Origin of the sequence: Paenibacillus caui (genome assembly GCF_019904135.1) — a bacterium.
Taxonomy (GTDB): domain Bacteria; phylum Bacillota; class Bacilli; order Paenibacillales; family Paenibacillaceae; genus Fontibacillus; species Fontibacillus caui.
This window is the reverse complement of record NZ_JAIOGQ010000031.1, coordinates 23068-46171: the sequence shown is the minus strand read 5'-3', so window position 1 is coordinate 46171 and position 23104 is coordinate 23068. Positions and strand designations below refer to the sequence as shown.

The following is a 23104-nucleotide window of genomic DNA, read 5'->3' as shown; positions in this document are numbered from 1 at the left end:
AGCTAGTGTAAGATTGGGCGATGGCAGTCCGTTTCAGCCGTTCACTATAATGAAGAAGAAGTCGGGATAGAGTGACTACAAGGACGAGGAGATTGGGAACTTGAATATTCTGGAGGTTGAACATTTATCCAAAGTGTATGAGGGCCGAGTGCCGCACCGGGCATTGAATCATATTCAATTTACGGTTCGGGCAGGCGAATTCACAGGCATCATGGGTCCTTCAGGGAGCGGGAAGACGACCCTGCTTCAAGTGATTGCCGGCATCGATGAACCTACGGCCGGTGAAATCCGGATTGGCGGGATCAATCCACATCAGTTAGGCAGACAGGAGACGGCATTGTTCCGCAGACGCGAGCTGGGTTTCGTGTTCCAGCACTTTCATCTGCTCGATACCCTGACCGTAGGGGAGAACATTGTGTTGTCCCTGTCCCTGGACGGTGTACCGGTTAAGGAAATGGAACGCAGGCAGCACGAGGTGGCTGCAAAACTCGGAATCAGCGACATTTTGGACAAAAGGACCTATGAAATTTCCGGTGGTCAGATGCAGCGGACGGCGATCGCCCGGGCCATTATTCACCGCCCGTCACTGATTCTGGCGGATGAGCCGACAGGCAACCTGGATTCGAAAGCGTCCAGGGATGTGATGGAGACGCTGGAAGCCATCAACCGGCAGGAGGAGGCCACGATCCTGATGGTCTCCCATGATGCCGTTGCCGCGAGCTTCTGCCATCGGGTTATTTTCATCAAAGACGGCAAATTCTATAACGAAATCTATCAGGGAAGCAACCGCCAGGCCTTTTTCCAAAAAATTATAAACATGCTGTCATTGCTGGGAGGAGATAGCCGTGTCCTTTCTACAGTTCGTCTATAGGAACGTCGCCCGCAACAAGCGGACCTATGCGGCTTATTTTCTCAGCAGCGCTTTTTCCGTGATGATTTTCTTCATCTGTGCGCTCTATATCTTTAATCCTTATATCCGCGAATCGATGGTCTTCAAGATCGTCATTCAAACGATGGTCACTGCGGTATGCATCATGTATCTCTTCTCCTTCTTCTTTGTTCTGTATTCGCTGAGCTCCTTCCTATCCTCGCGTAAGCGCGAGATCGGCATCCTGCTGATGCATGGAATAACGAGGGGCCAGCTGAACCTGATGATTCTCCTGGAAAACATGCTGATCGGCATCGGGTCCATCCTGACCGGCATATTCGCCGGTCTGATTACCGGACAGCTCTTCCTGATGATCGGAGCCCGTTCTTTCGGCATGGACCCCATCCCCTTTTATTTACCATGGCAGGCGCTGGCGCTTACCGCAGGCGCATTTGTCCTGTTGTTCCTGATCATTTCGGTCTGCACATCCGTACGGATCAAGCAGCATTCGGTCATTGAACTGTTCAAATCCGGCCAAAAGCCGAAGTCGCCTCCCAAAGCTTCCGTGGTTCACTCGGCTCTGGCTGCCGTGCTGCTCATCATCGCTTATGCGCTGGCAGCCACAGCAGCAGTGGACACCTTATACGTCCGCATGCTGCCGGTCATCCTCATGACCATTCTTGGAACTTACTTTTTCTACAGCCAGCTTGGAGTTTGGATTGTAGGGCTGCTCCAGAAAAGGCGGCTGTTCTTCTGGAAGAAGACAAATATCGTAACGGTGTCCAATCTGGCTTACCGGCTTAAGGATAACGGGCGCATGCTGTTTATGGTGACCATCATCTCCACCGTTTCGTTCTGCTCGGTCGGCGTGTTTGCCTCCATTAATACGTTGTCCGACCAGCTTCAGGAGGACTATCCGGCCGCAGTAGGCTATTTGGCCAAGGACGGCAGCCCTTTGCAGCAGCAGCATTTGCAGGAGATCGAAACCGAAATGAGGGAAAAAGGACTTGTTCCTTCTATCCATCATATTCCCGTTAAAAATGTCCGTGTCTCCTTGTCAGCGCCTGAGGGCGCACATGAGCTGCTGCCGGTCATTTCCTTCTCCAGCTACAGGCAGGCGGCCGAGCTTGCGGGAAGATCTGTTCAGGAGAAGCCGTTAACGGATGGCGACGCCCTGGTCATGATCAGTTCCCAGAGAGACAAGACTTATACCCGTGTAAGGAAAAAGGAAGTTTATACTCTGGAAGGAAGCGGCCTGCAAATTCGGGAAATCGGCTATACGGAGCAGGTCCCCATCCCGGAACACATCCTGAATACGATGGAATGGAAGCTGGACGGTATCTTCAGCGGTCTCGTCATCAGCGACGAATTGTTCAGGAGGATTACCGCCCCGGCATCGGTGGATCTTTATACCGGATTTTACGTGAAGGATTTCAAGCGGACGCTTGGCATTGCGAAGCGGCTCGCAGAAGATGGCGAGGTCAAATATAACGCGGATCAGCCTTATGCCCTGACCGTAAGCGGCACACTGTACGTCATGCAGATGATGACGTACCGGGCCATGCTGTTCGCTGCGCTGCTCGTAGGGACGGTATTTTTCATCGCGGCAGGCAGCTTCCTCTATTTCCGGCTCTATGCCGATTTGGACTACGACCGGCGGCAGTATGGCACCATGGCCAAGCTCGGCTTAACGGACCGGGAGTTAAACCGGATTGTAACCGGACAGCTCGCCATGCTCTTCTTCGTACCGATTCTGCTGGCGTCCCTGCACAGCATCTTTGCCTTTATGGCGCTCCAAAGCTTCTACTATCTATCCATCGCATCCGAGATGGTGGTTGTGCTGCTCTGTTTTTTCATCGCGCAGGTGACGTATTTCTTCTTTATTCGCTATAACTACTTGAGGAATGTGAGAAAGACGCTTGTTTAACCGGGTATCACCCGTCAGGTCACATGTACTGGAGGTGCTTTATGGACAACTGGATAACCGGATTCGTGGAAGAGTTCGGATATTTAGGGATTGCCTTAATGATTGCGCTTGAAAACCTGTTCCCTCCAATTCCATCGGAGCTGATTTTAACCTTTGGGGGGTTTATGACGACGAGATCGGATCTGACCATCCCGGGCGTCATTCTGGCGTCTACGGTTGGATCCGTGCTCGGCGCTGTTATTCTTTACGGCGTAGGATTGCTGCTGGATGTGGACCGTTTGGAGAAGATCGTAGCCAGATGGGGGCGCATCCTGAGAGTTAAATCATCAGACATCGGCAAAGCGGAAGCGTGGTTTGGCCGCTACGGCTACCGTACCGTGTTGTTCTGCCGGATGATTCCGCTCGTCAGATCCCTGATTTCGATCCCGGCCGGGATGGCCCGCATGAAGTTCAGTTTATTTCTCCTGTTTACAACGGCCGGTACCCTGATCTGGAATACGGTGCTCGTTTATTTGGGATCGGCTTTGGGAGAATCGTGGGAAAGCATTCTGCACTACATGGACGTATACTCCTATATGGCCTACGCTCTCATCGGGCTGGCTGTGCTTATTGTCGTGTATCTGTATCTTCGGCGGGCAAAAAACATGAAAGCCCAGCAGTAATTGAAAGGAGCCTGTGACTACAATTGAATATTATTGAGATTATTAAAGCGGTTGTCCTCGGGATCGTCGAAGGCTTAACGGAATTTGCGCCGGTATCGTCAACCGGACATATGATTATCGTCGATGATATGTGGCTGAAGACGCAGCAATTTTTAACGAAGCCGGCTGCGAACACGTTTAAGGTCGTTATTCAGCTCGGCTCGATCCTGGCCGTTTTGTTCTATTTCAGAAACCGGTTTGTGGAGCTGCTCGGTCTTGGGAACAGGACCAAGGGGCAGAAGGCGGGAAGCGGGCCGAACCAGGGGCGGCTGAAGCTGACGCAGGTGATCGTCGGGCTGATTCCTGCAGGCGTGCTGGGACTGCTGTTTGAAGATTATATCGACGAGCATTTGTTTTCAAGCAGAACCGTGCTCGTTGGACTCGTGATCGGCGCCCTCTTTATGATTGCTGCCGACCTGTGGGGCCCCAAGCATCCGAAGGTCCAAACCGTGGACCAGATCACTTACGGACAGGCTCTGTCCGTTGGATTGTTCCAGTGCTTCTCCCTCTGGCCCGGATTCTCCCGGTCGGGTTCAACCATTTCCGGAGGGGTGTTGCTTGGGATGAGCCACCGGGCGGCAGCTGATTTTACATTTATTATGGCCGTTCCGATGATGCTCGGCGCAAGCGGCATATCGCTGCTTAAAAACTGGCAGTACTTTACAGCAGGTATGCTTCCATTTTTCATCGCCGGCTTCATCAGTTCCTTTATCGTAGCGCTAATCTCCATCCGTTTCTTCCTGCAGCTCATTAACCGGATCAAGCTTGTTCCCTTTGCGGTCTACCGGATCGTGCTGGCCGGAATCATTTATTTCATGCTATAAAATTTACTAAACATTTGGGGAGACATGTATCATACTATAGAAAAAGCGAAATGCCGGAATATTCCAGCCTTCGCTTTTTCTACGTATGATGTCTGTTCGATTGAAAGGACCTGTCTCTTGCAATTGGAGCCTCCGGATCAGCTCACCTCGGCAGCTTCCAAACTGCCGGATGGCCCGAAAAATTCGAAATGAATGTCGTCCTCTGCAACTCCCCATTCCTTCAGGAGACTGTAAACCGTTCTCATAAACGGCACAGGGCCGCAGAAATAAAAGCTCGCGTCTTTCGAAGGAATGATGCTTTGCAGCCAAGGCAGGTCGATATGCCCTTCTTTGTGATAGCTGGCCAGCTCCTTGTCACGGTCCGTCGGATCCGAATAGCACCAATAAGCGTTAACCTGCGGAGAACGTCCCGCAGTCCCAAGCACCAGATTTTTAAGAGCGTGTACATCGCCGTTTTGCGCGGCGTGAATGAAGGTGACGGAACGTTCCGGATGACGATCTGCCAAGGTATTCAGCATGCTGACCATCGGCGTTAATCCAACCCCTCCGCTGATCAGAACCACCGGCCGCGCGTCCTGCAAGTCCAGGGTAAATTCCCCGGCAGGCGCCGAAAGCCAAAGGATATCTCCCTCATTCACCTGCTCGTGCAAATACACCGAAACTTTTCCCGCTGGCTTATCCGGGGCGGCGTCCTCCCGTTTGACGGAAATTCTGTAGTAGTCTTTACCCGGGGCATCGGACAAGCTGTACTGGCGGATTTGCGTGAAGGGTTCGCCCGGCGCCTGAATTTTGACGCTGAGATACTGTCCTGGCTTAAATGAGGCGATAGGCTTTCCGTCCTGCGGCTTCAGGTAAAAAGAGGTGATGACATCGCTCTCTTTATCTTTTCTCTCGACCCGGAAAGCGCGGAATCCTTCCCAACCGCCGGTTTGCTGCTCGGCTTCCCGGTACATTTCGGCCTCTATGCCAATAAAGACATCGGCGATGACGCCATAGGCCTCCGCCCAGGCATTCAGGATGTCATCTGTGGCCGCATCGCCAAGCACATCCTTAATGGCTCCAAGCAAATAGTGGCCAACGATCGGGTACTGCTCCGGCTTAATGCCAAGGCTGCGGTGCTTATGCGCGATATGCTTCACCGCGGGCAAAATCGTTTCAAGCTTATCTATATTTTGGGCCGCTGCATATACCGCGTTAGCCAGAGCAGCCTGCTGTCTGCCCTGCTTCTGATTCGCATGATTAAATATATTCAGCAGCTCGGGATGAGCCGCAAACATCTGTTGATAGAACCGTTTTGTAATATCTGTTCCGTGCTTTTCGAGCACAGGGACCGTCGATTTAATGATCTGGATGGTTTGTTCGCTTAGCATCATGTTCTCCTCACTATCATTGATTTGGAATGAACCCAGTATAAAAGGTGGGCACCGTCCTTGGCGTGACTGCAATCACACCAAATCGCAATGATCTGTGAAAAAGATCACCAAGAATTGCGGTAGTTGTGAATAATTGACGAATTTGCGAAAAAGCCCGCAAAGCTCTATACCTTTACGGGCTGCACATTACCATCGCCATTCGCGGCAATCCGGGCGGCTTGCCTGTCATACTTTTATTTTGCCTAACGTCGCTTTGAGCTCCTCGGCCATGGCCGTTAGCTGCTCGGAGGCAGACGCGATATGTTCCATTTCCTCCGAAATCGTTTCGGCGCTGGCGAGAACTTGTTTCGATCTGCTCAGGGTGCTCTCCATCATGACCGTCACCTTTTCGTTCAATATGATCATTTTTCCGGAGCTCTCGACTTCCTTCTTGGTCAGGTCTGTGATATGAGTAGTATCCTCTACAGTTCCTGCTACAGCATATAAAATATCCTGCAAGGCGTTGCCGGCTTCCCTCGCGGAAAGCGCGCCCTTGCTCACTTCATACCGGTTTTTCTGGTTGGCTGTCACGGCCTGTTCGATGTCACGGGTAATCGCTTTGGCATGGGCGACCTGAATAATGGAAGCCAGCTCCAGAAGTACCCGGGACGACTCTTCCACCGATTTGCTGCCGTTTGCCGCATCATCCATCTGATGTCTAGGCGTGATGGTCTGAACATGATGAAAATTTTAGATTTTAGATTTATCCTCATTTTAAAATTGTTGTCGATCTTTGTCTACGAGAATAGTTTTTTGTAATAACCGAACAGAAACCCGGCTGTTGTTGGACATAAAAATAGCGGGATACCTTTATTCGGCATCCCGCTCCAGAGTATATCACCATATTTTACCTTTCATCAGCGGCCTGCTGATCCCAGCATTCAATCTGCCCCATCCCCTGGAAGTTATCTCTGGAGAAGACGGGGTCTTTCCCTGCCCGTTTCTGCCGTTTGTAGTCCAGCAGAGCCGCAAAGGCGACTTTGGACAGGAGTAGAATGGCGATCAGGTTGACCACCACCATAAGGCCCATAAACAAATCGGCCAAATCCCATACCAACCGAACCTTGGCTACCGCTCCGAAAATAACCATGCCCAGAACACAGAAACGATAGAGGATTAACACCGATTTTCTGGATTTTAGAAATTCAATATTCGTTTCCCCGTAATAATAATTCCCGATTAACGTACTAAAGGCAAACAGGAAAACCATAACGGCCAAGGTACCGGATGCCCACGATCCGATATGCTCGCTTAATGCCATCTGGGTCAGCACGATTCCGTCCAGGCCAGGCTGCTTGTAGGCACCCGACAGCAAAATAATAAATGCGGTGCTTGAACAAATGACGAGTGTATCGGTGAGTACACCAAACGCCTGCATCAGCCCTTGTTTGACGGGATGGCTGGTCGTTGCGGCTGCCGCCGCATTGGGCGCGCTGCCCATGCCCGCTTCATTCGAGAACAATCCGCGCTTTACGCCCTGCATAATCACCGCGCCCAGTGAACCTCCGGCAAACTGCTCGAAGCCAAAGGCATGGTTCACGATAATCGACAGCACCTCCGGCATCTTGGAGATGTTGATCAGCACGATGAACAAGGCAATCCCAATATAGAGCAATGCCATGAAGACGACCATGTATTCGGAAATTTTGGCAACGCGTTTGACACCGCCGAAGATAATCCCTGCAAAGACAATGGCCATAATACAGCCAAGAACGAGACGATTGACGCCGAAGGAATTTTCAAAAGCGACGGTAATCGTGTTCGACTGAACGGCGTTAAAGACGAAGCCGAAGGATAACGTAATCAAGACGGCGAACAAAGTCCCCATCCAGCGCTTGTTCAGCCCTAAAGCCATATAGTACGCAGGACCGCCGCGAAAACCATTCTTGTCCTTGACTTTATACACTTGCGCCAATGTGTTCTCAATAAAGCTGGACGCCGAGCCGATGATCGCCGTTACCCACATCCAAAATACAGCCCCGGGTCCGCCTAAACCAATCGCAATCGCGATTCCCGTAATATTGCCTGTCCCGACGCGGGCGGCCATACTGATGCAAAAGGCTTGGAAAGGAGAAACTCCGCCTTTTGACTTGTTGTTCGATTCTTTCAGCACGACAAACATTTCTTTCAGCATGCCGAACTGCACAAATTTAGAGCGAACCGTAAAATAAAGACCAAAACCTATCAGAAGAACAATCAAGAGCTTCGACCAGAGCAAGTCGTTGGTCCAGCCGATCAAATTCAGTAGTACTTGTTGCAAGAAAATCCACCTCTCTAGTCGATCTGGATGCAATCAATCATATTGCGAACCTCTCTTTTGGCCACAATGATTTGATATTAATAGACGAACTCTATTCGGTCAAGTGCATTTGTTTTCCAACCGAGCAAAAAAACCGCTTCAAGCGAACAAGGTTACGATGAGGGGACTTCATTCTTTTTCATTGCTGATAGTTCCCGGTATGCAGTAATATATTGGGAGATTAGATTTTTGGGGATAGCAGATGGAATATTTGTCCACTTTTCTAAAGTATAATAAACGAAGTGAGATTGTGAAGGAGAACTTAAGATCATGGAAAATTCGTTGTTTAGCGCTTTAGCCATTTCTTTTTCGCTGGTTGCTCTTCTCACGCCCCTATTAATTCGGGGCCTGCGCAGCTTGAAGCTGACTCAGCCTATCCGGGTAGAATTGCCACCGGACCACCAGGCCAAACGCGGCACTCCGCTGATGGCGGGCATGATCCTCCTGATAGGAGTCATTACATCAATGTATTTCCATCCTAAGCCCCTTGTCCTGTTTCTCGGAGCCACGTTTGTTTTATTCAGTCTGGTCGGATTTGCGGACGATTTTAAGAAAGCCGCTTTTCAGGATCCGTCAGGGATCTCCGGGAAAACCAAGCTGATTTTTCAATTCGCGTTTACCTTCATCTTGTTATATGTACTAGTGAATCAATTCCATTTAAGCTCGGATATCACGATTTATAAAGGCTTTAGTCTTCATCTTCCCATATTCGCCTATCTGATCCTGGCGGTGTTGTTTATCGTGGGCTCGGCCAACGCTATCAACTTTACGGACGGGCTGGATGGCCTACTGATCAATGTTGCCATTCCGACTTTCTTCTTCTTTTTTGTCATTTCGGAAAAAATAGAAGTGCAGACGTTCTCCCTGGTGATGATCGGCTGCTTGCTGGGGTTGTTTATTTACAATATCTATCCGGCAAAAGCCTTTATGGGGGACACCGGTTCGCTGGCCATTGGCGGTTCGCTCGCATTTCTCGCGGTGATCGAAAAGGTCGAAATTCTGATTCCTCTCCTGTTCTCGATTTATCTCGCCGAGCAGCTGTCGGTCATTCTGCAGGTTTGGTATTACAAGAAAACCAAATTGAGAATATTTCGAATGGCTCCTATTCACTATCACTTTAGCTTGAAATACGGCTGGAACGAGAACAAAATTGTGATGGTTTTCGGCTTCATTTCTTGGGTTTCAGCCTTTATCTCCTGGAGCCTTTGGAAATTCATTTTATAATGTCAAGCTGCTCCAGCTTTTCCAGCGTACCGGACTGCGGCTTCGGCGTAAACACCGTCAGAATCATCCGCTGATCCTCCGCAAGCATAAAACTGCTGTAGTCCATGTCCAGCACGCCCAGTTCGGGATGATACAGCTCTTTGCTGCCTTCCGGAGTATTCAGCACTTCATGCTGCGGCCACCATGTTCGAAATTCCTGGCTGGATTCCGACAAAAGCTCCACCAAATCGGTGAACCAGGGGTCATCCGCGAACTTTCCATAAAAGTTTCTGAACTGGGCCAGCATTCCCTTCGCAATGTATTCCCAGTGCCGAAACAGCTGCCTGTACTCCTCTTTAATGAACATGCGCCAAACTACATTTCGCTCCAAATCGGTCATATCGTCGTCATATCCGAAAATTTCCCCGGCGATACCGTTCCAGGCCACAATATCCCATCGGCTCCCCATAATATAGGCGGGAAACCGGTGCAGCTCCTGGAGAATCAGCCTAAGCGAGGGGGAGATGGCGTCATCGTTTCCATGATGCTCCTTGGATTCCGAGTTTACCCGCAGACCCGCTAAAGCGAACAAATAGCTTTTCTCGTCACGGTCCAGCTTGAGCGTTCGGGAGAGGCTCTCCAATACCTGCTCGGAAACCCGAATCGGCCGTCCTTGCTCCAGACTCGTATACCAGGTTAAAGAAATGCCGGATAAGGCCGCAACCTCTTCTCTGCGCAATCCGGGCGTACGTCTGCGCGTTAAATCGCTTTTCAACCCCGCCTCCTGCGGAGACAACCGTTTGCGTCTCGTCTGCAGAAAATCCGCAAGCTCCCTATGTTTGAATGAATCCCTCATGACATCCCCTCCCGGTTTCTAAGCCGCCGCTGTTTATCCTATTACAAAAACTGTTACTACTGCGAATGATATGAGAAATGCCCTCCTTCCTAGTATACCTTAAGTCCAATAGGATGAAATTATGCAAGTCCGAAAAAATGACAGATGAAGAGGAGGTATCCCATCAGCTATGAGCAATTTGGAACATAAAACCGTTCTGATCACAGGCTCTACAGACGGCATTGGCAAACAAACCGCCATCCAGTTCGCAGAGACGGGCGCTGCGGTTCTCCTGCATGGCCGAACCCGTGAAAAGGGCGAGAGGGTCCGGGAAGAAATCATGAAGCGCACGGGCAATCAGAAGCTGCGCTTGTATGTGGCCGATTACTCATCCCTTGACGAGGTGCGGCGCTTCGCGGAGGAGCTCTCCGCCCGGGAGCAGCGTCTGGATGTGCTTATTAATAATGCCGGCATCGGCTCGGGAAAGCTGTCGGACAAAAGAAGGCCGCTAAGCTCCGACGGCTACGAGCTTCGGTTTGCCGTTAACTATTTGGCTCCCTATCTGCTAACTCGAATGCTGATTCCTTTGCTGAAGGCTTCGGCGCCCGCCCGGATCGTAAACGTCGCCTCCGTCGGCCAAAAGCCGCTCGATTGGTCCAATATCATGCTGGAGCATGACTATGACCCGTTCGATGCCTATAAACAAAGCAAGCTTGCCCTCATTATGTTTACTTTTGAGCTTGCCGAGCTGCTGAAGCCGGACCACATAACGGCAAACTGTATACACCCCTGCTCCCTGTTAAATACGAAAATGGTGCGTGAAAGCATTCCTTTTGGATTCGGCAGCGCCAAATCGGGCGCGGATGTAATCTTCCATCTCGCCACTTCACCGGAGCGTGACTCGGTAACCGGCCAATATTTCGACAAGAAGCAGGTGTCCCGGCCGATCCCCAGGCGTATGATTCCAGGTTTCGCAAAAAGCTGTGGGCCTACAGCGAGGACTTGACCTTCCCGCGGTAACGGTTGGCTTACCTGGAACTTCCTCGTTTCACCTGGCGATTTGTCTTTTTCATTCCCATTTATTAAGGAGCGTGAATCTGTTGGCAGAAAGAAACACTCAAGGAAAACCTTCCGTGTTCATAACCGGCGCTACCGGAGGAATCGGTTCGGACTGCGTCAAGCAGTTGGTTCAAGCGGGGTACCGCGTATTCGCCGGTGTCCGGGACGTGCAACGCGGAGAGCAGCTTAAGAGATCCGTGTCGTCTGACGTGATTCCCATACGGATCGATATTACCGATGCCGATTCCGTTCAGTCCGCCTGTCAGGAAGTGGAGAGTCACCTTGACGGCAAGGGACTGTTCGGATTGATCAATAACGCCGGCTGCATTGTGCAGGGGCCGCTCGAGCTGCTCACGATGGAGCAGATCAGGCAGCAGTTTGAGCTCAATGTCTTCGGACAGATCGCAGTCACCCAAGCCTTTCTCCCCCTGTTAAGAACAAATGGCAGCGCAAGAGTTATTAACATCGGAGCAGTGACAGGAAAGACCGCGCTTCCTTTTCTCGGCGCGCTTTCCGCCTCCAAACATGCTATGGAAGCCATTACGGACGCGCTGCGGATTGAACTGGGGCCTTGGAACATTCACGTAACGATGATTGAGCCGGGAGCGATTGAAACGGCGATTCACGGAAAAGCGCAAGCTTCGTCCGACCTGTCGCTGAAACAGGTTCCCGAGGGCCGGCTTTCTCTGTACCGCAATGCTATGCTGAGCATGCAGTCTGTAATCGCTAACCAGCATCTTTCCCCAACCGGAGTTGTGGTGAACGCTGTCCTGGATGCGTTAAAATCATCCAAACCCCGAACCCGTTACGCGGTGGGCAAAGGGGCCCGCATGATCGTCACGCTCAGCCATTTTCCGGACCGGCTTCGCGACAGGCTCCTGATCGGCAATCTGGGGCTCGGCAAAACGCACCGCTAAAACCTGCAAGCCTTGGTTTACTTGTTTGCGATGGTTAAAGCAAACGGGCAATCCCGCAGTCCTGAATGGACCTGCAGGGATTGCCCGTTTTGCCGCAATCGCAATCGCGAGCGTTGCTCCGGGGTATCTCTTGCCCGCGCAGCTAGCTTTCCGAAATGCCGAACCGTTCGTAAAGGCGGCGCAGCACGGGCGGAGCCCACCAGTTTGCCCGTCCCGCCAGCTTCATGAAGGCTGGCACCAGCACAGACCGGATCAGCGTCGCGTCAACCAGCACGGCCAGCATCATTCCGATCCCGAGCATTTTCAGAAATACAACTTCCCCTGTCGCATATGCGGCAAATGAAAAAGCCAGAATTGCAGCGGCCGTTGTGACGAGCGAACCGCTCTTCTGAATCCCGACCGCAACGGATTCCACGAGATCGCCGGAACGGTCATACTCCTCCTTGATCCGCGACAGGATAAAGACCTCGTAATCCATGGACAATCCGTAGGCAATACAGAACATCAGAATCGGAATGCTGGGCTCAATCGACCCGGCAGGCGTAAAATGAAGCAACCCGGATAAATGCCCCTCCTGAAACACCCAGACGAGGGCGCCGAACATAATGGAGAGACTCAAGAAATTGAGCACCGTCGCCTTCAGGGGGAGCAGGATACTCCCGGTCATCAGAAACAATACGATAAAAGTAATCACCAAAACTAAAGCCAGGGCAAAGGGAATCCGTTCAAGCAGGGTTTCCCGGAAGTCGGTCAGATCCGCGGGATAGCCTCCTACCCTCACGTCAAACGGAGCATTCGCCGTCCTTACGGCATTTACAATTCTCGAAGAATCCGTATCAATGCTGTCTCCGTAAGGAATGACAGTCAGGAATGTACCGCCATCCGCCCCTTTAAAACGGGCGTGAATTTCATTCGGCGGCGTAATTTGCCGCCCTTCCGCGTAAGAGCCGGCAAGGGAATCCACCTGAACAATGCCGGGAATCAGCGACAGTTCTGCGGCATAGCCCGCAATGGCTTCCACTTTGGAACCGGGGTCCTGAACCGACGGCGCAACAACCTGAATCGAGTCTGTCGCTTCAGCCGGAAACCCGGCCCGCTTCTGGTCTTCCACCAGCCGGCTGCTCGTACCCTCGGGCAGCACGCGATGGTCAGGCAGCCCAAACTTCAAGCTCAGAATCGGAGAGCCCAGCAGCATCAGAACGATGATCGCCGCTCCGCCCCAAAGGACTGGCCGGCGCATCATGTTTTTGGCGCTTCTGTACCACCATCCGCCGTGGATGCCAGCCCCTGCCGGATCCGCAGTTGACGCTCTTCTTGTGGTCCGGCGCGCCATTCGATGGCCCAGCAGCGCAAAAAATACCGGCAAGATCACCACCGATCCGATTATGCCGGATAGGACGACCAGAATTCCCGTATAAGCGAACGACTGAAGGAACGGAAACGGGAACACAAACAGAACCGCGCAGGACGCCGCAACCGTCATCCCGCTGAAAATCACCGTGCGTCCTGCCGTCTCCACCGTGCGAACGGCCGCTTCCTGCGGGCTTTTGCCCGCAAGAAGCTCTTCCCGGAACCGGGCGATCATAAACAGGCAATAATCGATGCCGAGTCCAAGTCCCATCACGAGCGTCAAGTTGAGGGCGAAGGTTGAAACTTCCGTGAATCTTACAATGACGTTCAGTCCGGCAAGCGTGCCCACCATGGCAAACAGCCCAATGCCGATCGTTAACGCCGTTGCCCACAGCCGGCGATAGACCAGCAGAAGAAGCAGAAACACGCCGGGCAGGATAATCATCTCCGCACGCAAAAAATCTTGACGGGCAAGCTGTGCCGCCTGTCTGAAAATTTCATCCTGACCGCCGACCTCTACCTTGAATAAGCTGTTGTCTCGGGTGAAACGGGGAGACAATTCGCCAAGCGCCGTCCTTGCTTCCGTTACCGTTCCTTTCAAATGAGCCAATATAAGCGACTGGGTACCGTTTTTGCTGCGAAGCGCCTGTGTGTTACCCTGCGTCCAATAAGAGAAAGCTTCCTGCACCGCTTTGTCCGACGCCAGTTCACGGGTTAACGCTATTCCTGCTTCCTGTACATCCGGGCTGTCGATCGTGCCTTTCTTCACCGTCACGAGCAGCGCCAGATTGGGGCTTCCGGACCCGAATGTCTGCTCAAGCGCTCTTCCAGCCTGATAGGACTCGGAACCGGGAACTTCCCATCTGCTGAGGGAGAGCTTGCCAACCGTCGCAGCTCCCGCGAGCGCCGAGGCAAGAAAAGCCAGCACCCCCAAGATGATAACCAGCCATCTGAATCTTACGACAATACTCAAGGCAGATCGGAGAAACGTCCTGCCTTCCCGCTTTCTCCTTAGCTTTTGTGATTGAATGACTTGATTCATGTCTTCTCCTCCTCATCTTGTAGTTCATTTCATTATATTTGTTTGATCAATCAAACAAATATAATGAAAAAAGAAAGGCGGTCCGCCAGGCTATGACTTTATCGCTTTCAGATAAGAGTCAATCATGACCGCCAGTGTATCGTAGGCTTCGTCGTACGGGAACTCGTCATCGCACATCCGCTGCAAAGCCAGGCCGTCGAAAGCGGCCAAAAGAATCGGAGCGAGCCTTCGCGAATGCTCCTCCGGCAGATTGCTGACTGCTTCGATCAAGCTTGTGAGATGAGCGCGTTTGCTGGCCAGCGTCTCTTTGATGCTGCCGGAAACGGCTTGATTTCGGAGTCCCAAAGCAAACAATTCATATCGCAGCTTGACTAAAGCCGGATGATCCGCCGTTTTTGATTTCGGTACCTTCAGGATCGACTTAATCCCGTCTAAAGTTAACTGCTGTTCGCCATAGCTTTTGATATAGGCTAGCGACTCGCAATATTTCTCTGATTCACGGCGGAAAACCTCGGCAAACAACAAATCCTTGCTCGAGAAATAATAGCCGATCAACCCCTGTGCAACTCCAGCTGTACGTGCAATCTCTTTGGTAGAGGCTTCATCGTACCCTCGTTCAGCCAGTACCTGGTATGCGGCTTCAATAATCTTCTCCCGTTTATCTTTCTCTGTCATGATGGCCTCCAGAAATGCATATCCGCTGTTAAGTAAAATTTTGATTGTTCGTTCAAACAAATCTTAGCATGAATATTTTCCGCTGGCAATATCTGTCCAAATCCGGCCGTAGAGCCTGCTTCTAACAATAGCGGGTCTGATCCCGATCTGTTCCAGATAAAACCAAAGGACTTGCGGGGAAGCAAGTCCTTTGAAATACCCCCCGATTAGTTCCCCATGCAAATCTGGTTCTTTCCATTCTGTTTGGCTCTGTAAAGCCCCACATCGGCTAAATAAAACAATTCATTAAAGGAGAGCAAAGTCCCACCCAAATTATCCGTAACACCAATGCTGGTTTTGATTCGCAGCTGTTTACCGTCCTTGCTGAGGGTCAAGCTTGTTAGCGTCTTTTGATTTGCTCCGCTTTCTTCTTCCCGCTTGCCAGTGTTCCCCCTTTCAGCACAACTACAAATTCATCGCCGCCATAACGGCCGATCAGCTCGTTCTCGGCCATTAGGCTTGAGGAAGCTTTGCCTACCTGCTTGATGACCTCATCGCCAAAAAGATGCCCGTATCTATCATTAATTGTTTTAAAATTATCGATGTCAAAGGTGATGCATACAATACTCTCATTTCTTTCGGATGCCTGTTTCAGCCATTCATTTGTCGTTTTCTCCAGGTAGTCGCGATTATATAGTCCTGTCAAATAATCCGTATTGGCCTTGTTTTCAAGCACGGTCACATTATGTTTCACATTAAGCTTCAGAGCGGTTAACCCCAATTGCTGCTTGTTTATTTCATGAAGCAGTGATATGTATTCTTTTTGCACATGATATCCTAAAGGAATGTCATTCATTTGCTCGCACAGTCCGCATCTTTCTTCTTGAATCGTTTTTAATAAATATATATCGTTATAGCTTTCTACTAACTCTTTGGCATAAGTCAAGGCTTCGAAAGCTTCCCTGTACATGTGCTGCTTGGCATACCAGTTTCCTTGCACCAGATAGCATTGGGACTTTTCCCTTACAAATGAATCCAGAACAGGATGATTGATCATATCGTCGATTAAGGATTGGGACGTATCAAAATTTCCGAGCTCAATGTAAGCCAGCGCCATGTTCAATTGAACTCTGATCTTGATGATGGGGCTTTCGGTTTCGGGTGTATGCAGGTTCGCTTGTTCCAGTGCCAATTTGGCCATCTCCAATGCGTCATCATATTTCCCCTCTGCCAAGCACAGGTGGCTGTAATTGCTGTATGCATTGCTGACAATTTTGTGTTGTTTCAGCTGTTCCCCTAATTTAATGCTTTGTTCAAGCGTTTCTCTTGCCTTGCTAAAATCCTGATTATACTCATAAAGCACAAATAAAATATTGTACAGACTTAAATGATCGGTGTCGTCTCCGTATTTGCTGCAAACCTGATCATAAGCATCGATACTGTGAAAAGCCACCTCCATATCGCCAATACAATAGTAGGAAGCTGCAATATTTAAATGTGCGGTTAAAATCGATTTAGGATCATCGCATTCCGTTCCGCACTTAAGAAGATAATAGCCTGCTTCGATGGTTTCCTTGTATTTCCCTTCGGCCCTAAGCAGTGCCACCTGCTGCTGTAATGACTTCAGATCTTCTTTCTCCATAATTCCGCTCCTATCCCATGTAATAGACGAAGGAATATATTACACAAAATATTTTAGCTTAAACTGGACTTAGATAGAGCTTCGCCTTGGATAAAATTCATGAAATTCGCAACTCCTGACCGGAATGCTGCTCAAATCTCCGTTTTAGCCTTACTTATAGTACGGTATATCGGGCGATCTGTAACGGAAATTTTTTGACAAAATAAAACATTGTAGGTCATTCATACTAGGTCTTGTGAACGCTACCCATTTCCTTTTATGGTTCCTTTGGAATAATAATAGTATGTCTGTAATACGATGTACATCGAATTTCGAAGATTTATTTGGAGGAAAGTTGCTTATATGTCGACTCGGATGTTTCCGGATCGGAAAGATTTTAAATAACATTCCAAGGCATCGTCGAAATGGACGAGACATTTTTTTCTCTAAAAAGGTTAGAAGGAACATCTCCGAACGCACGCGATTGTGAAAGGCCTCGTCCATTACCGATTCAAGTCCGATGAGAAACAACCTGTCAAGGGCGTGTACCATATCCAAAACTTCAACAGTTACCACAGTCGTCTGGTGATGGATTGGCTGTTTTAATGGTGCCGCTCACCCCGTACTTGTTCGCAGTAATTCCAGTATGTGAAACACTAATCTGAGAAGGAGACCTTGTTTGATGACTTAATATATGGGGAATAATAACAAAATAATATTGCGTATCGTAACGCTATATGATACTGTATAAACAGTTAAAGGAACTGTTTGACAACAGTAAGCTGCGGGATACAGTCTACTGTGATCTTATCCCATCAGTTCAGTTAACTAAATTAGTAAATATTAATTATCATTGGAGGTATAATTATGGCAGAATGGATTGAATACACTGGTACACTTAGTTTGACATTGAGCGAAATGGGTAAGGCAGTTGATGTACAAATCGGTCTTCTTGATGCTGCAAAAAAAAGGTATAGTGAGAGTGCTCTTGCAGAATATCTCGATAGCCTCGGTTTGGACTATTCTTTTCTTCTCCAGTTGTTTGCTAAAACAAGTTGGGGGAAATACGCTGGTCCTGCTGGTATTGCATATACCACTTTCAAAGTTGTTGATGCTATTGTCTCCGATTATACCCTTGATAAAGTACTTGAAGCAGGTCTTACTGATTTGAATGCAAACCTTACTTGGTTTTCTCAACACTCTTCAACATATCAACGTATTGAATTTGAAGTCGCCTTTCTCGAATATACCGTTAATACTCCTGAGGGGCTTAGTACAATTCGGTATATTCAACAAGCAACTACACCCCAGCGGCTTCAATATCATGATGGTAGTTGGGTTAGCTCATCCTAATTAGTTTCTCAACTTAAAAAAAGTTGCCCTAAGGTCACTTGTGACTTTAGGGGCAACTTTTTTGCACAAGACTAAAGTGAAGTTCGACACATACACGAAATACGCGATGACTAATCTAAATTCTGAGATGGAATTTTTAAGCTGCGGATGTGCGATTCTTTTGTATAGATAACGCAGAGACAAGTAGCACAATGACATTTGGTAGTGTTACGTCTTCACCTTACTGAATGCCCCAGACATGCATATCGTCTGCTATAGAATCAGCGGAGAATAAAGAAAGCAAATGTAAAAATGAGTGAAACAGTAACCAAAACTAATGAAACTAAGTGACTTTTTGTTTCTCTAATGTATCTCCATTCCATATAAGCGCGAAAACCGAATGACAAGGCTATGAGGATGCCGAATAAAGGTTGTAATTGACTCATATCAAGCGAGAATGTAGTAATAACTACGGCAGCTGCAAAAATCCACATACCCCATAAATATAATTTGTTCCCCTGTGTATCGGACATTTTTCTCTCATCTGCAAAGAAAATTTTATCTACAATAAATTGAGCCAAAAATAAGACAAGCATAAAATAATGATATGAGTTGTTGATCATTAAAACCTCCTAAAATTTTTTTACATCAACTCTTAATTTCCCAAAAAGGGGAAATTAAACCACTAACTTTATTATAACAAAAAAGGAGCTTTTCCATAAAGACGTTATGTGTAAATTAAACTGGTAAAGTTGAGTTATAGGAGATATAAGAATTAACTGCTAACCTTCAAGTATCTGTAGTATATGCCGAGCAGTCATAAATGTGAGATTTTAAAATTTTAACTGACAATCATGCAATTTGAACTCAATATGAAGAAAATCTTCATTTTTCTAACCACTTATTACTTCTTCTCAGGCTTCTAGGAGACCCGATTTATCATTCTAGAATGGTTTTGACCAATTAGTTCATGGTCTTGTCTAGTTGCCCTAGACGTTTCTACAGACCATTCATTTGTTTATTGAATTTGGAGGATTAGTGAGAGGGCGATTGGAAAGCCAACATTACCAACTAACTGTACGATTGCTTCAAAATCCACAGTAATCCTCTCCTTTCAGTTTATTAATATCATTATTATATAAGGTATCGTAATGTTACGTTATATTTCTTTAAAAATACCTAATTTATGTTAAAATAACAACAAAAATGTAATTTTTAGGAGGGGCGCATATGTCTTCAATCGAGAAATCATCGGCCCAAATTTCCAATGATACCGGACTGTCACAATCTCAGCTTGTCGTAATAGCAACACACAGGCTATTGCCCAATTAAAAAGAAACAGGGATGAACATTTTTTCAGGAAATGTTGGTACAAATTCAAATTTTAAATGAAACCTACATATCCATATAATAAGGAATATATATTGTGACACGTAACGAGTCACTATATAATAACGAAAGATGATGAGGGAGGGTGTTCGATGAATTATTCTATTAACTTATTCGGCTATAATGTGGATTGTAAATTAATTGTGAGGAATAACCAATTAAATTTAGAAATTCACGAAGATGAACAAAATGCACTCAAACAATATCTCATTCGTGTATTACCTAGATATGGAAGGTCCACTTCCAGCGATTCATCCCTGCACACCTTGCTAGAGTTAGCGATAGAGGCAGAGAAGACGCTGGAAAGCCGAATATCGGAACCCAAATTAAAATTGCCTTATGAGTTTCAGCCAGAGATTAAGGAAAAGCTTATCGAAGCGGCAGCCTTACAAGATATGTCTGCGACACAGTTGCTAATTCGTATAATTGAAAAAAAATACCAAGAAGTTATGGGATAGGGGGAATCGGAATTGGTATACCGAAACAAAGTTAAATTTCATTATGATGTACCAGTCTATATTAAACAACAATTGGCTGAAGCAGCTAAAAAGTTGAACATGACTGCTACCGAGTTGTTATCAAAGGCGATTGAAGAAGAATACGAAAGAGTAAAAATCGAACCGAAGTCGCCTAAAGATTAGGTAATTGAGTTATAAATCGCCCATATGATTTGATCTGCTCAAGAGGAAGACTTAGGTAAAGATAAGTGTCATCAATTTGGTTACACGAAAAGAAATGCCCGATCTCATATGATTCAGATTGATTCTGTTCTAATAGATAGATGTGAATATTCGGGAACTGCTTTTCAATTTTACAGAAAAAACGGGATGTTGGGCCAGCAGTCATAATCTCTATTATATGTTTTCGCATATTTACTGGTACAAGTTGTTCTAGGGATTCCAGCGTAATTTCTAATTGTTTCTCTTCATATATTTTCATTAGTTGTATCCCCCTTTTTGCCGAACAAGGCAATTAACTTAGCTTATTAATTATACCAAACACATGTTCGTATGTTAAGAATAAATTCCTAATTAGTATATAATTTACGAATCAAACTATCAGGATGTTTCGGTTTTTTTCTATATCGTAACAATTATGACATACTTTTAATAATTCCCTTTATTTGTACACTAAAGATATTACATTGCGCTATGATACGAAATATAAAATTAATCTTTTGATTAAAAAGTGAGCTGGTAATAGAGACTTATACAAATCAGGGTAGTGATTTTAATCAAGAAATTAAAATATTTGTCCCACTGTTTGTTGTTTGTGCTTATTTTATCAGGGTGTTCAACCGAAAAGTTTGAGGGAAAAAGCAATTACTGGGATGTAGTCGTCTTCTATGACCCTTCAGCCAAAGTTTTAGACTATACCATTAAAATGAAATGGAACAATCATGCAGAGACCATAAATTTAAAATAAGCTGCAAATCGGATCAGCGAACCCCAAATTATGATCGTTCTGTGAACCGGGTATACTCCTTATCTTTGGAACCATACTAACACCATCTCTCTATCTTGGAGGCGGATGGACTTGGACAAAAGGATGAACCTGCTCATGTTCAGCGGGGATTACGATAAAGCGATGGCGGGGCTCATATTGGCGAATACAGCGCGGGAAATGGACGTGGAGGTGACCATGTTCTTTGCGTTCTGGGGGCTATTTTTGGTACGCGACCCGGGCAAAATGACGCTCGAAGACAAGACGATTTACGAAAAAATTATGGACTTCCTGACGCCCAAAGGCCCGGAACAGCTGCCGTTATCCAAAATGAATTTCAGCGGCCTCGGCAAGCTGATGCTGACGGAAATGATTGAAGACAACGAAGCCCCGAAACTGATTCATTTTCTGAAGGGAGCCCGAAAGAAGAATGTCAAATTCTACGGCTGCAAGCTATCGGTGGAAATTATGGGCTTCAAGCCTGAAGAGTTTATTCCCGAACTGGAGATCATTGATGCGAAAACATATCTGAGCGACGCGCTCGAATCCGACATCCAACTGTTTATATAAGCTCTGACCCACGCCTAAGGCATTTATTTTGACAAAATCATGACACCCGCCGATTTCTTTTAACCCCTATAGGCATTCGTACATAACCTAATGCGACAGAAACTAAAGGGGAGACAGCCATATGCTGCAGGCCAGAATCGGAAACAACGCTTATGTATTTCACACTTCAAGCAAGGATGATTTCAAACCGTACCGGGAAAGGACAATCGGGTACAATCAAACCTTTGAAACACCGTATGGCAGGAAAAAAATAGTCTATGCGGATTGGGCAGCCAGCGGCCGTTTGTACGGTCCGATTGAATCCAAACTGGCCACTGACTTTGGCCCGTTTATGGCAAATACCCATTCGGAATCCAATGTGACCGGCACAACGATGACCAAAGCTTACGAAGAGGCCAAGCAAATCATTAAAAACCATGTTCATGCAGGCAAGCAGGATATCCTCCTCTTTGCCGGATCCGGCATGACGGGCGCGGTGAATAAGCTGCAGCGCTTATTAGGATTGAAAATTCATGAGAAGCTGCGCTCCGCCTTCCCTATTCCCGAGGAGGATCGGCCGGTTATATTCATCACGCATATGGAGCACCACTCCAATCACATTTCCTGGGCGGAAACGATCGGGGACGTCGTCTGCATTCCACCGGGACCGGGCGGAAATGTCGATCCGGGAAACCTGGAACTGCTGCTGAGAGCGTATCGCCACCGCCGCCTGAAAATCGGCGCCTTTACGGCCTGCTCCAATGTTACGGGGTTCGAAACGCCATATCACGCATTGTCCCGAAAAATGCATGAATACGGCGGTCTCTGTTTTGTTGATTTTTCCGCAAGCGCTCCTTACGTAGACATCAACATGCACCCGGGGCAGCCGCTTGAGAAACTGGATGGCATTATATTTTCCCCGCATAAATTTCTCGGCGGTCCCGGAACAAGCGGCGTCCTCATCATGGATTCGAGATTGTGCACAGGCCTTGCACCGGATCAGCCCGGCGGCGGTACTGTATCCTGGACCAACCCTTGGGGAGAGTACGGATACCTGGCTGATGTCGAAGCCCGGGAGGATGGGGGTACGCCGGGTATTTTGCAGGCCATCCGGACGGCGTTATGCATTCAATTGAAAGAACACTGGGGAACAGATAAAATTTTGGAGCGCGAAAAGGAACTGACGTCATTATTGCTGATGGAACTAAGGAATATCCCCCGCCTCCACATTTTAGGGGGCAGCAGCCGAAACCGCCTCGGCATCGTTTCTTTCAATGTCGACCACATTCACTACAATCTGATGGTCAAATTATTGAACGATCGCTTCGGGATTCAGGCGCGGGGCGGCTGTTCCTGTGCAGGCCCCTATGGGCACCATCTGCTCGGCATTGACCGGAATACCTCCAGGCAAATTGCAGATAAGATTAATGCCAGAGACCTGTCGATGAAACCCGGCTGGGTCCGTCTGTCCCTTCACCCCACGATGACAAACAGCGAAATCTCCTATATCGGCGCTTCCATTCGGGCAGTCTCAGATCACATTTCAGAGTGGATACAGGATTACACCTACAACCCTGATTCCAACGAATGGCGGCACGTTCGGGGCGAGAAGCGGCTGAATGTCAGGGAGTGGTTTGCATTTTGATTCATCCGTAGTCCCTCTGGCGTGACCTTCCCTT

General features: G+C 48.0%; 21 protein-coding genes and 1 pseudogene. 13 read left to right on the top strand and 9 right to left on the bottom strand.

Annotated features, from left to right (window positions below; all coding sequences use genetic code 11):
- The first annotated feature begins 100 nt into the window (after positions 1–100).
- Genes K7397_RS17145 through K7397_RS17130 form a run of 4 tightly spaced genes read left to right on the top strand, consistent with a single transcriptional unit; the run spans position 101 to position 4320 of the window.
- Positions 101–871 (top strand): ABC transporter ATP-binding protein, encoded by a 771-nt coding sequence (locus K7397_RS17145; RefSeq protein WP_223069180.1) that lies wholly within the window; start codon positions 101–103, stop codon positions 869–871.
- Complete coding sequence (locus K7397_RS17140; RefSeq protein ID WP_223069179.1) at positions 846–2795, top strand: FtsX-like permease family protein; 1950 nt, start codon at positions 846–848, stop codon at positions 2793–2795. The genes K7397_RS17145 and K7397_RS17140 overlap by 26 nt, the downstream gene beginning before the upstream one ends.
- Before the next feature lie 41 nt (positions 2796–2836).
- On the top strand, positions 2837–3457 hold the full coding sequence (locus tag K7397_RS17135) for a DedA family protein (RefSeq protein WP_223069178.1): 621 nt from the start codon (positions 2837–2839) through the stop codon (positions 3455–3457).
- Between the two features lie 23 nt (positions 3458–3480).
- Positions 3481–4320, top strand: coding sequence for an undecaprenyl-diphosphate phosphatase (locus tag K7397_RS17130; protein ID WP_223069176.1), 840 nt, complete (start codon positions 3481–3483; stop codon positions 4318–4320).
- 137 nt (positions 4321–4457) lie between these two features.
- Here K7397_RS17130 and hmpA read toward each other — a convergent pair whose 3' ends face one another.
- The 3 genes from hmpA to K7397_RS17115 all read right to left on the bottom strand — a co-directional run bounded on the left by hmpA (position 4458) and on the right by K7397_RS17115 (position 7992).
- Positions 4458–5690 (bottom strand): NO-inducible flavohemoprotein, encoded by a 1233-nt coding sequence (hmpA, locus tag K7397_RS17125; protein WP_223069198.1) that lies wholly within the window; start codon positions 5688–5690, stop codon positions 4458–4460.
- Between the two features lie 228 nt (positions 5691–5918).
- Positions 5919–6383, bottom strand: coding sequence for a methyl-accepting chemotaxis protein (locus K7397_RS17120; protein ID WP_223069174.1), 465 nt, complete (start codon positions 6381–6383; stop codon positions 5919–5921).
- Between the two features lie 196 nt (positions 6384–6579).
- Positions 6580–7992 carry an alanine/glycine:cation symporter family protein gene (locus tag K7397_RS17115; protein WP_223069172.1) on the bottom strand — a complete coding sequence of 471 codons (1413 nt, stop codon included), beginning with the start codon at positions 7990–7992 and terminating at the stop codon, positions 6580–6582.
- Between the two features lie 309 nt (positions 7993–8301).
- Here K7397_RS17115 and mraY point away from each other — a divergent pair, with 309 nt between their 5' ends.
- Positions 8302–9255: a phospho-N-acetylmuramoyl-pentapeptide-transferase gene (gene mraY / locus K7397_RS17110; RefSeq protein WP_223069170.1), complete on the top strand. Its 954-nt coding sequence runs from the start codon at positions 8302–8304 to the stop codon at positions 9253–9255.
- Here the strand turns inward: mraY and K7397_RS17105 are convergent.
- Positions 9245–10090 (bottom strand): helix-turn-helix transcriptional regulator, encoded by an 846-nt coding sequence (locus K7397_RS17105; RefSeq protein ID WP_223069168.1) that lies wholly within the window; start codon positions 10088–10090, stop codon positions 9245–9247. The genes mraY and K7397_RS17105 overlap by 11 nt on opposite strands.
- Positions 10091–10259: 169 nt before the next feature.
- Between K7397_RS17105 and K7397_RS17100 the strand changes: the two genes are divergently transcribed.
- Positions 10260–11075, top strand: a complete 816-nt coding sequence (locus tag K7397_RS17100; RefSeq protein WP_223069165.1) for an SDR family oxidoreductase — start codon at positions 10260–10262, stop codon at positions 11073–11075.
- Positions 11076–11169: 94 nt separating this feature from the next.
- Positions 11170–12045: an SDR family oxidoreductase gene (locus K7397_RS17095; RefSeq protein ID WP_223069163.1), complete on the top strand. Its 876-nt coding sequence runs from the start codon at positions 11170–11172 to the stop codon at positions 12043–12045.
- 142 nt (positions 12046–12187) lie between these two features.
- On the opposite strand, the gene K7397_RS17090 is transcribed toward K7397_RS17095, so the two are convergent.
- The 3 genes from K7397_RS17090 to K7397_RS17080 all read right to left on the bottom strand — a co-directional run bounded on the left by K7397_RS17090 (position 12188) and on the right by K7397_RS17080 (position 16733).
- A complete protein-coding gene (locus tag K7397_RS17090; protein ID WP_223069160.1) occupies positions 12188–14437 on the bottom strand; it encodes an MMPL family transporter in 2250 nt (749 codons plus the stop codon).
- Between the two features lie 90 nt (positions 14438–14527).
- Entirely contained in the window at positions 14528–15112 is a 585-nt protein-coding gene (locus tag K7397_RS17085; RefSeq protein WP_223069159.1) for a TetR/AcrR family transcriptional regulator, read from the bottom strand.
- Between the two features lie 379 nt (positions 15113–15491).
- Positions 15492–16733, bottom strand: coding sequence for a GGDEF domain-containing protein (locus K7397_RS17080; protein ID WP_223069158.1), 1242 nt, complete (start codon positions 16731–16733; stop codon positions 15492–15494).
- Between the two features lie 450 nt (positions 16734–17183).
- Between K7397_RS17080 and K7397_RS17075 the strand changes: the two are divergent.
- Together K7397_RS17075 and K7397_RS17070 are read left to right on the top strand one after the other, a co-directional pair.
- Positions 17184–17328: pseudogene (locus K7397_RS17075) on the top strand (IS1595 family transposase); the annotation flags it as partial.
- Between the two features lie 251 nt (positions 17329–17579).
- On the top strand, positions 17580–18065 hold the full coding sequence (locus K7397_RS17070; protein WP_223069157.1) for a hypothetical protein: 486 nt from the start codon (positions 17580–17582) through the stop codon (positions 18063–18065).
- Positions 18066–18325: 260 nt separating this feature from the next.
- On the opposite strand, the gene K7397_RS17065 is transcribed toward K7397_RS17070, so the two are convergent.
- Positions 18326–18667, bottom strand: a complete 342-nt coding sequence (locus K7397_RS17065; RefSeq protein WP_223069156.1) for a DUF4181 domain-containing protein — start codon at positions 18665–18667, stop codon at positions 18326–18328.
- A gap of 858 nt (positions 18668–19525) precedes the next feature.
- On the opposite strand from K7397_RS17065, the gene K7397_RS17060 reads away from it, so the two are divergent.
- On the top strand, positions 19526–19891 hold the full coding sequence (locus K7397_RS17060) for a hypothetical protein (protein ID WP_223069155.1): 366 nt from the start codon (positions 19526–19528) through the stop codon (positions 19889–19891).
- Between the two features lie 12 nt (positions 19892–19903).
- Entirely contained in the window at positions 19904–20074 is a 171-nt protein-coding gene (locus tag K7397_RS17055; RefSeq protein WP_223069154.1) for a hypothetical protein, read from the top strand.
- Here K7397_RS17055 and K7397_RS17050 read toward each other — a convergent pair.
- Positions 20064–20372: a hypothetical protein gene (locus K7397_RS17050; RefSeq protein ID WP_223069151.1), complete on the bottom strand. Its 309-nt coding sequence runs from the start codon at positions 20370–20372 to the stop codon at positions 20064–20066. The two genes, K7397_RS17055 and K7397_RS17050, sit on opposite strands and share 11 nt — an antisense overlap.
- A 597-nt stretch (positions 20373–20969) precedes the next feature.
- On the opposite strand from K7397_RS17050, the gene K7397_RS17045 reads away from it, so the two are divergent.
- Together K7397_RS17045 and K7397_RS17040 are read left to right on the top strand one after the other, a co-directional pair.
- Positions 20970–21446: a DsrE/DsrF/DrsH-like family protein gene (locus K7397_RS17045; protein WP_223069148.1), complete on the top strand. Its 477-nt coding sequence runs from the start codon at positions 20970–20972 to the stop codon at positions 21444–21446.
- 121 nt (positions 21447–21567) lie between these two features.
- The gene (locus K7397_RS17040; protein ID WP_223069146.1) at positions 21568–23070 is read left to right on the top strand and encodes an aminotransferase class V-fold PLP-dependent enzyme; all 1503 of its coding nucleotides are present in this window, start codon (positions 21568–21570) and stop codon (positions 23068–23070) included.
- The last annotated feature ends 34 nt before the right edge of the window (positions 23071–23104 follow it).

Bases quoted from the DNA above. Each gene is read 5' to 3' on its own strand.
- K7397_RS17135 (WP_223069178.1), top strand. From the start codon at position 2,837: ATGGACAACTGGATAACCGGATTCGTGGAAGAGTTCGGATATTTAGGG.
- hmpA (WP_223069198.1), bottom strand. From the start codon at position 5,690: ATGCTAAGCGAACAAACCATCCAGATCATTAAATCGACGGTCCCTGTG.
- K7397_RS17120 (WP_223069174.1), bottom strand. From the start codon at position 6,383: ATGGATGATGCGGCAAACGGCAGCAAATCGGTGGAAGAGTCGTCCCGG.
- mraY (WP_223069170.1), top strand. From the start codon at position 8,302: ATGGAAAATTCGTTGTTTAGCGCTTTAGCCATTTCTTTTTCGCTGGTT.
- K7397_RS17105 (WP_223069168.1), bottom strand. From the start codon at position 10,090: ATGAGGGATTCATTCAAACATAGGGAGCTTGCGGATTTTCTGCAGACG.
- K7397_RS17100 (WP_223069165.1), top strand. From the start codon at position 10,260: ATGAGCAATTTGGAACATAAAACCGTTCTGATCACAGGCTCTACAGAC.
- K7397_RS17090 (WP_223069160.1), bottom strand. From the start codon at position 14,437: ATGAATCAAGTCATTCAATCACAAAAGCTAAGGAGAAAGCGGGAAGGC.
- K7397_RS17085 (WP_223069159.1), bottom strand. From the start codon at position 15,112: ATGACAGAGAAAGATAAACGGGAGAAGATTATTGAAGCCGCATACCAG.
- K7397_RS17080 (WP_223069158.1), bottom strand. From the start codon at position 16,733: ATGGAGAAAGAAGATCTGAAGTCATTACAGCAGCAGGTGGCACTGCTT.
- K7397_RS17070 (WP_223069157.1), top strand. From the start codon at position 17,580: ATGGCAGAATGGATTGAATACACTGGTACACTTAGTTTGACATTGAGC.
- K7397_RS17065 (WP_223069156.1), bottom strand. From the start codon at position 18,667: ATGATCAACAACTCATATCATTATTTTATGCTTGTCTTATTTTTGGCT.
- K7397_RS17060 (WP_223069155.1), top strand. From the start codon at position 19,526: ATGAATTATTCTATTAACTTATTCGGCTATAATGTGGATTGTAAATTA.
- K7397_RS17050 (WP_223069151.1), bottom strand. From the start codon at position 20,372: ATGAAAATATATGAAGAGAAACAATTAGAAATTACGCTGGAATCCCTA.
- K7397_RS17040 (WP_223069146.1), top strand. From the start codon at position 21,568: ATGCTGCAGGCCAGAATCGGAAACAACGCTTATGTATTTCACACTTCA.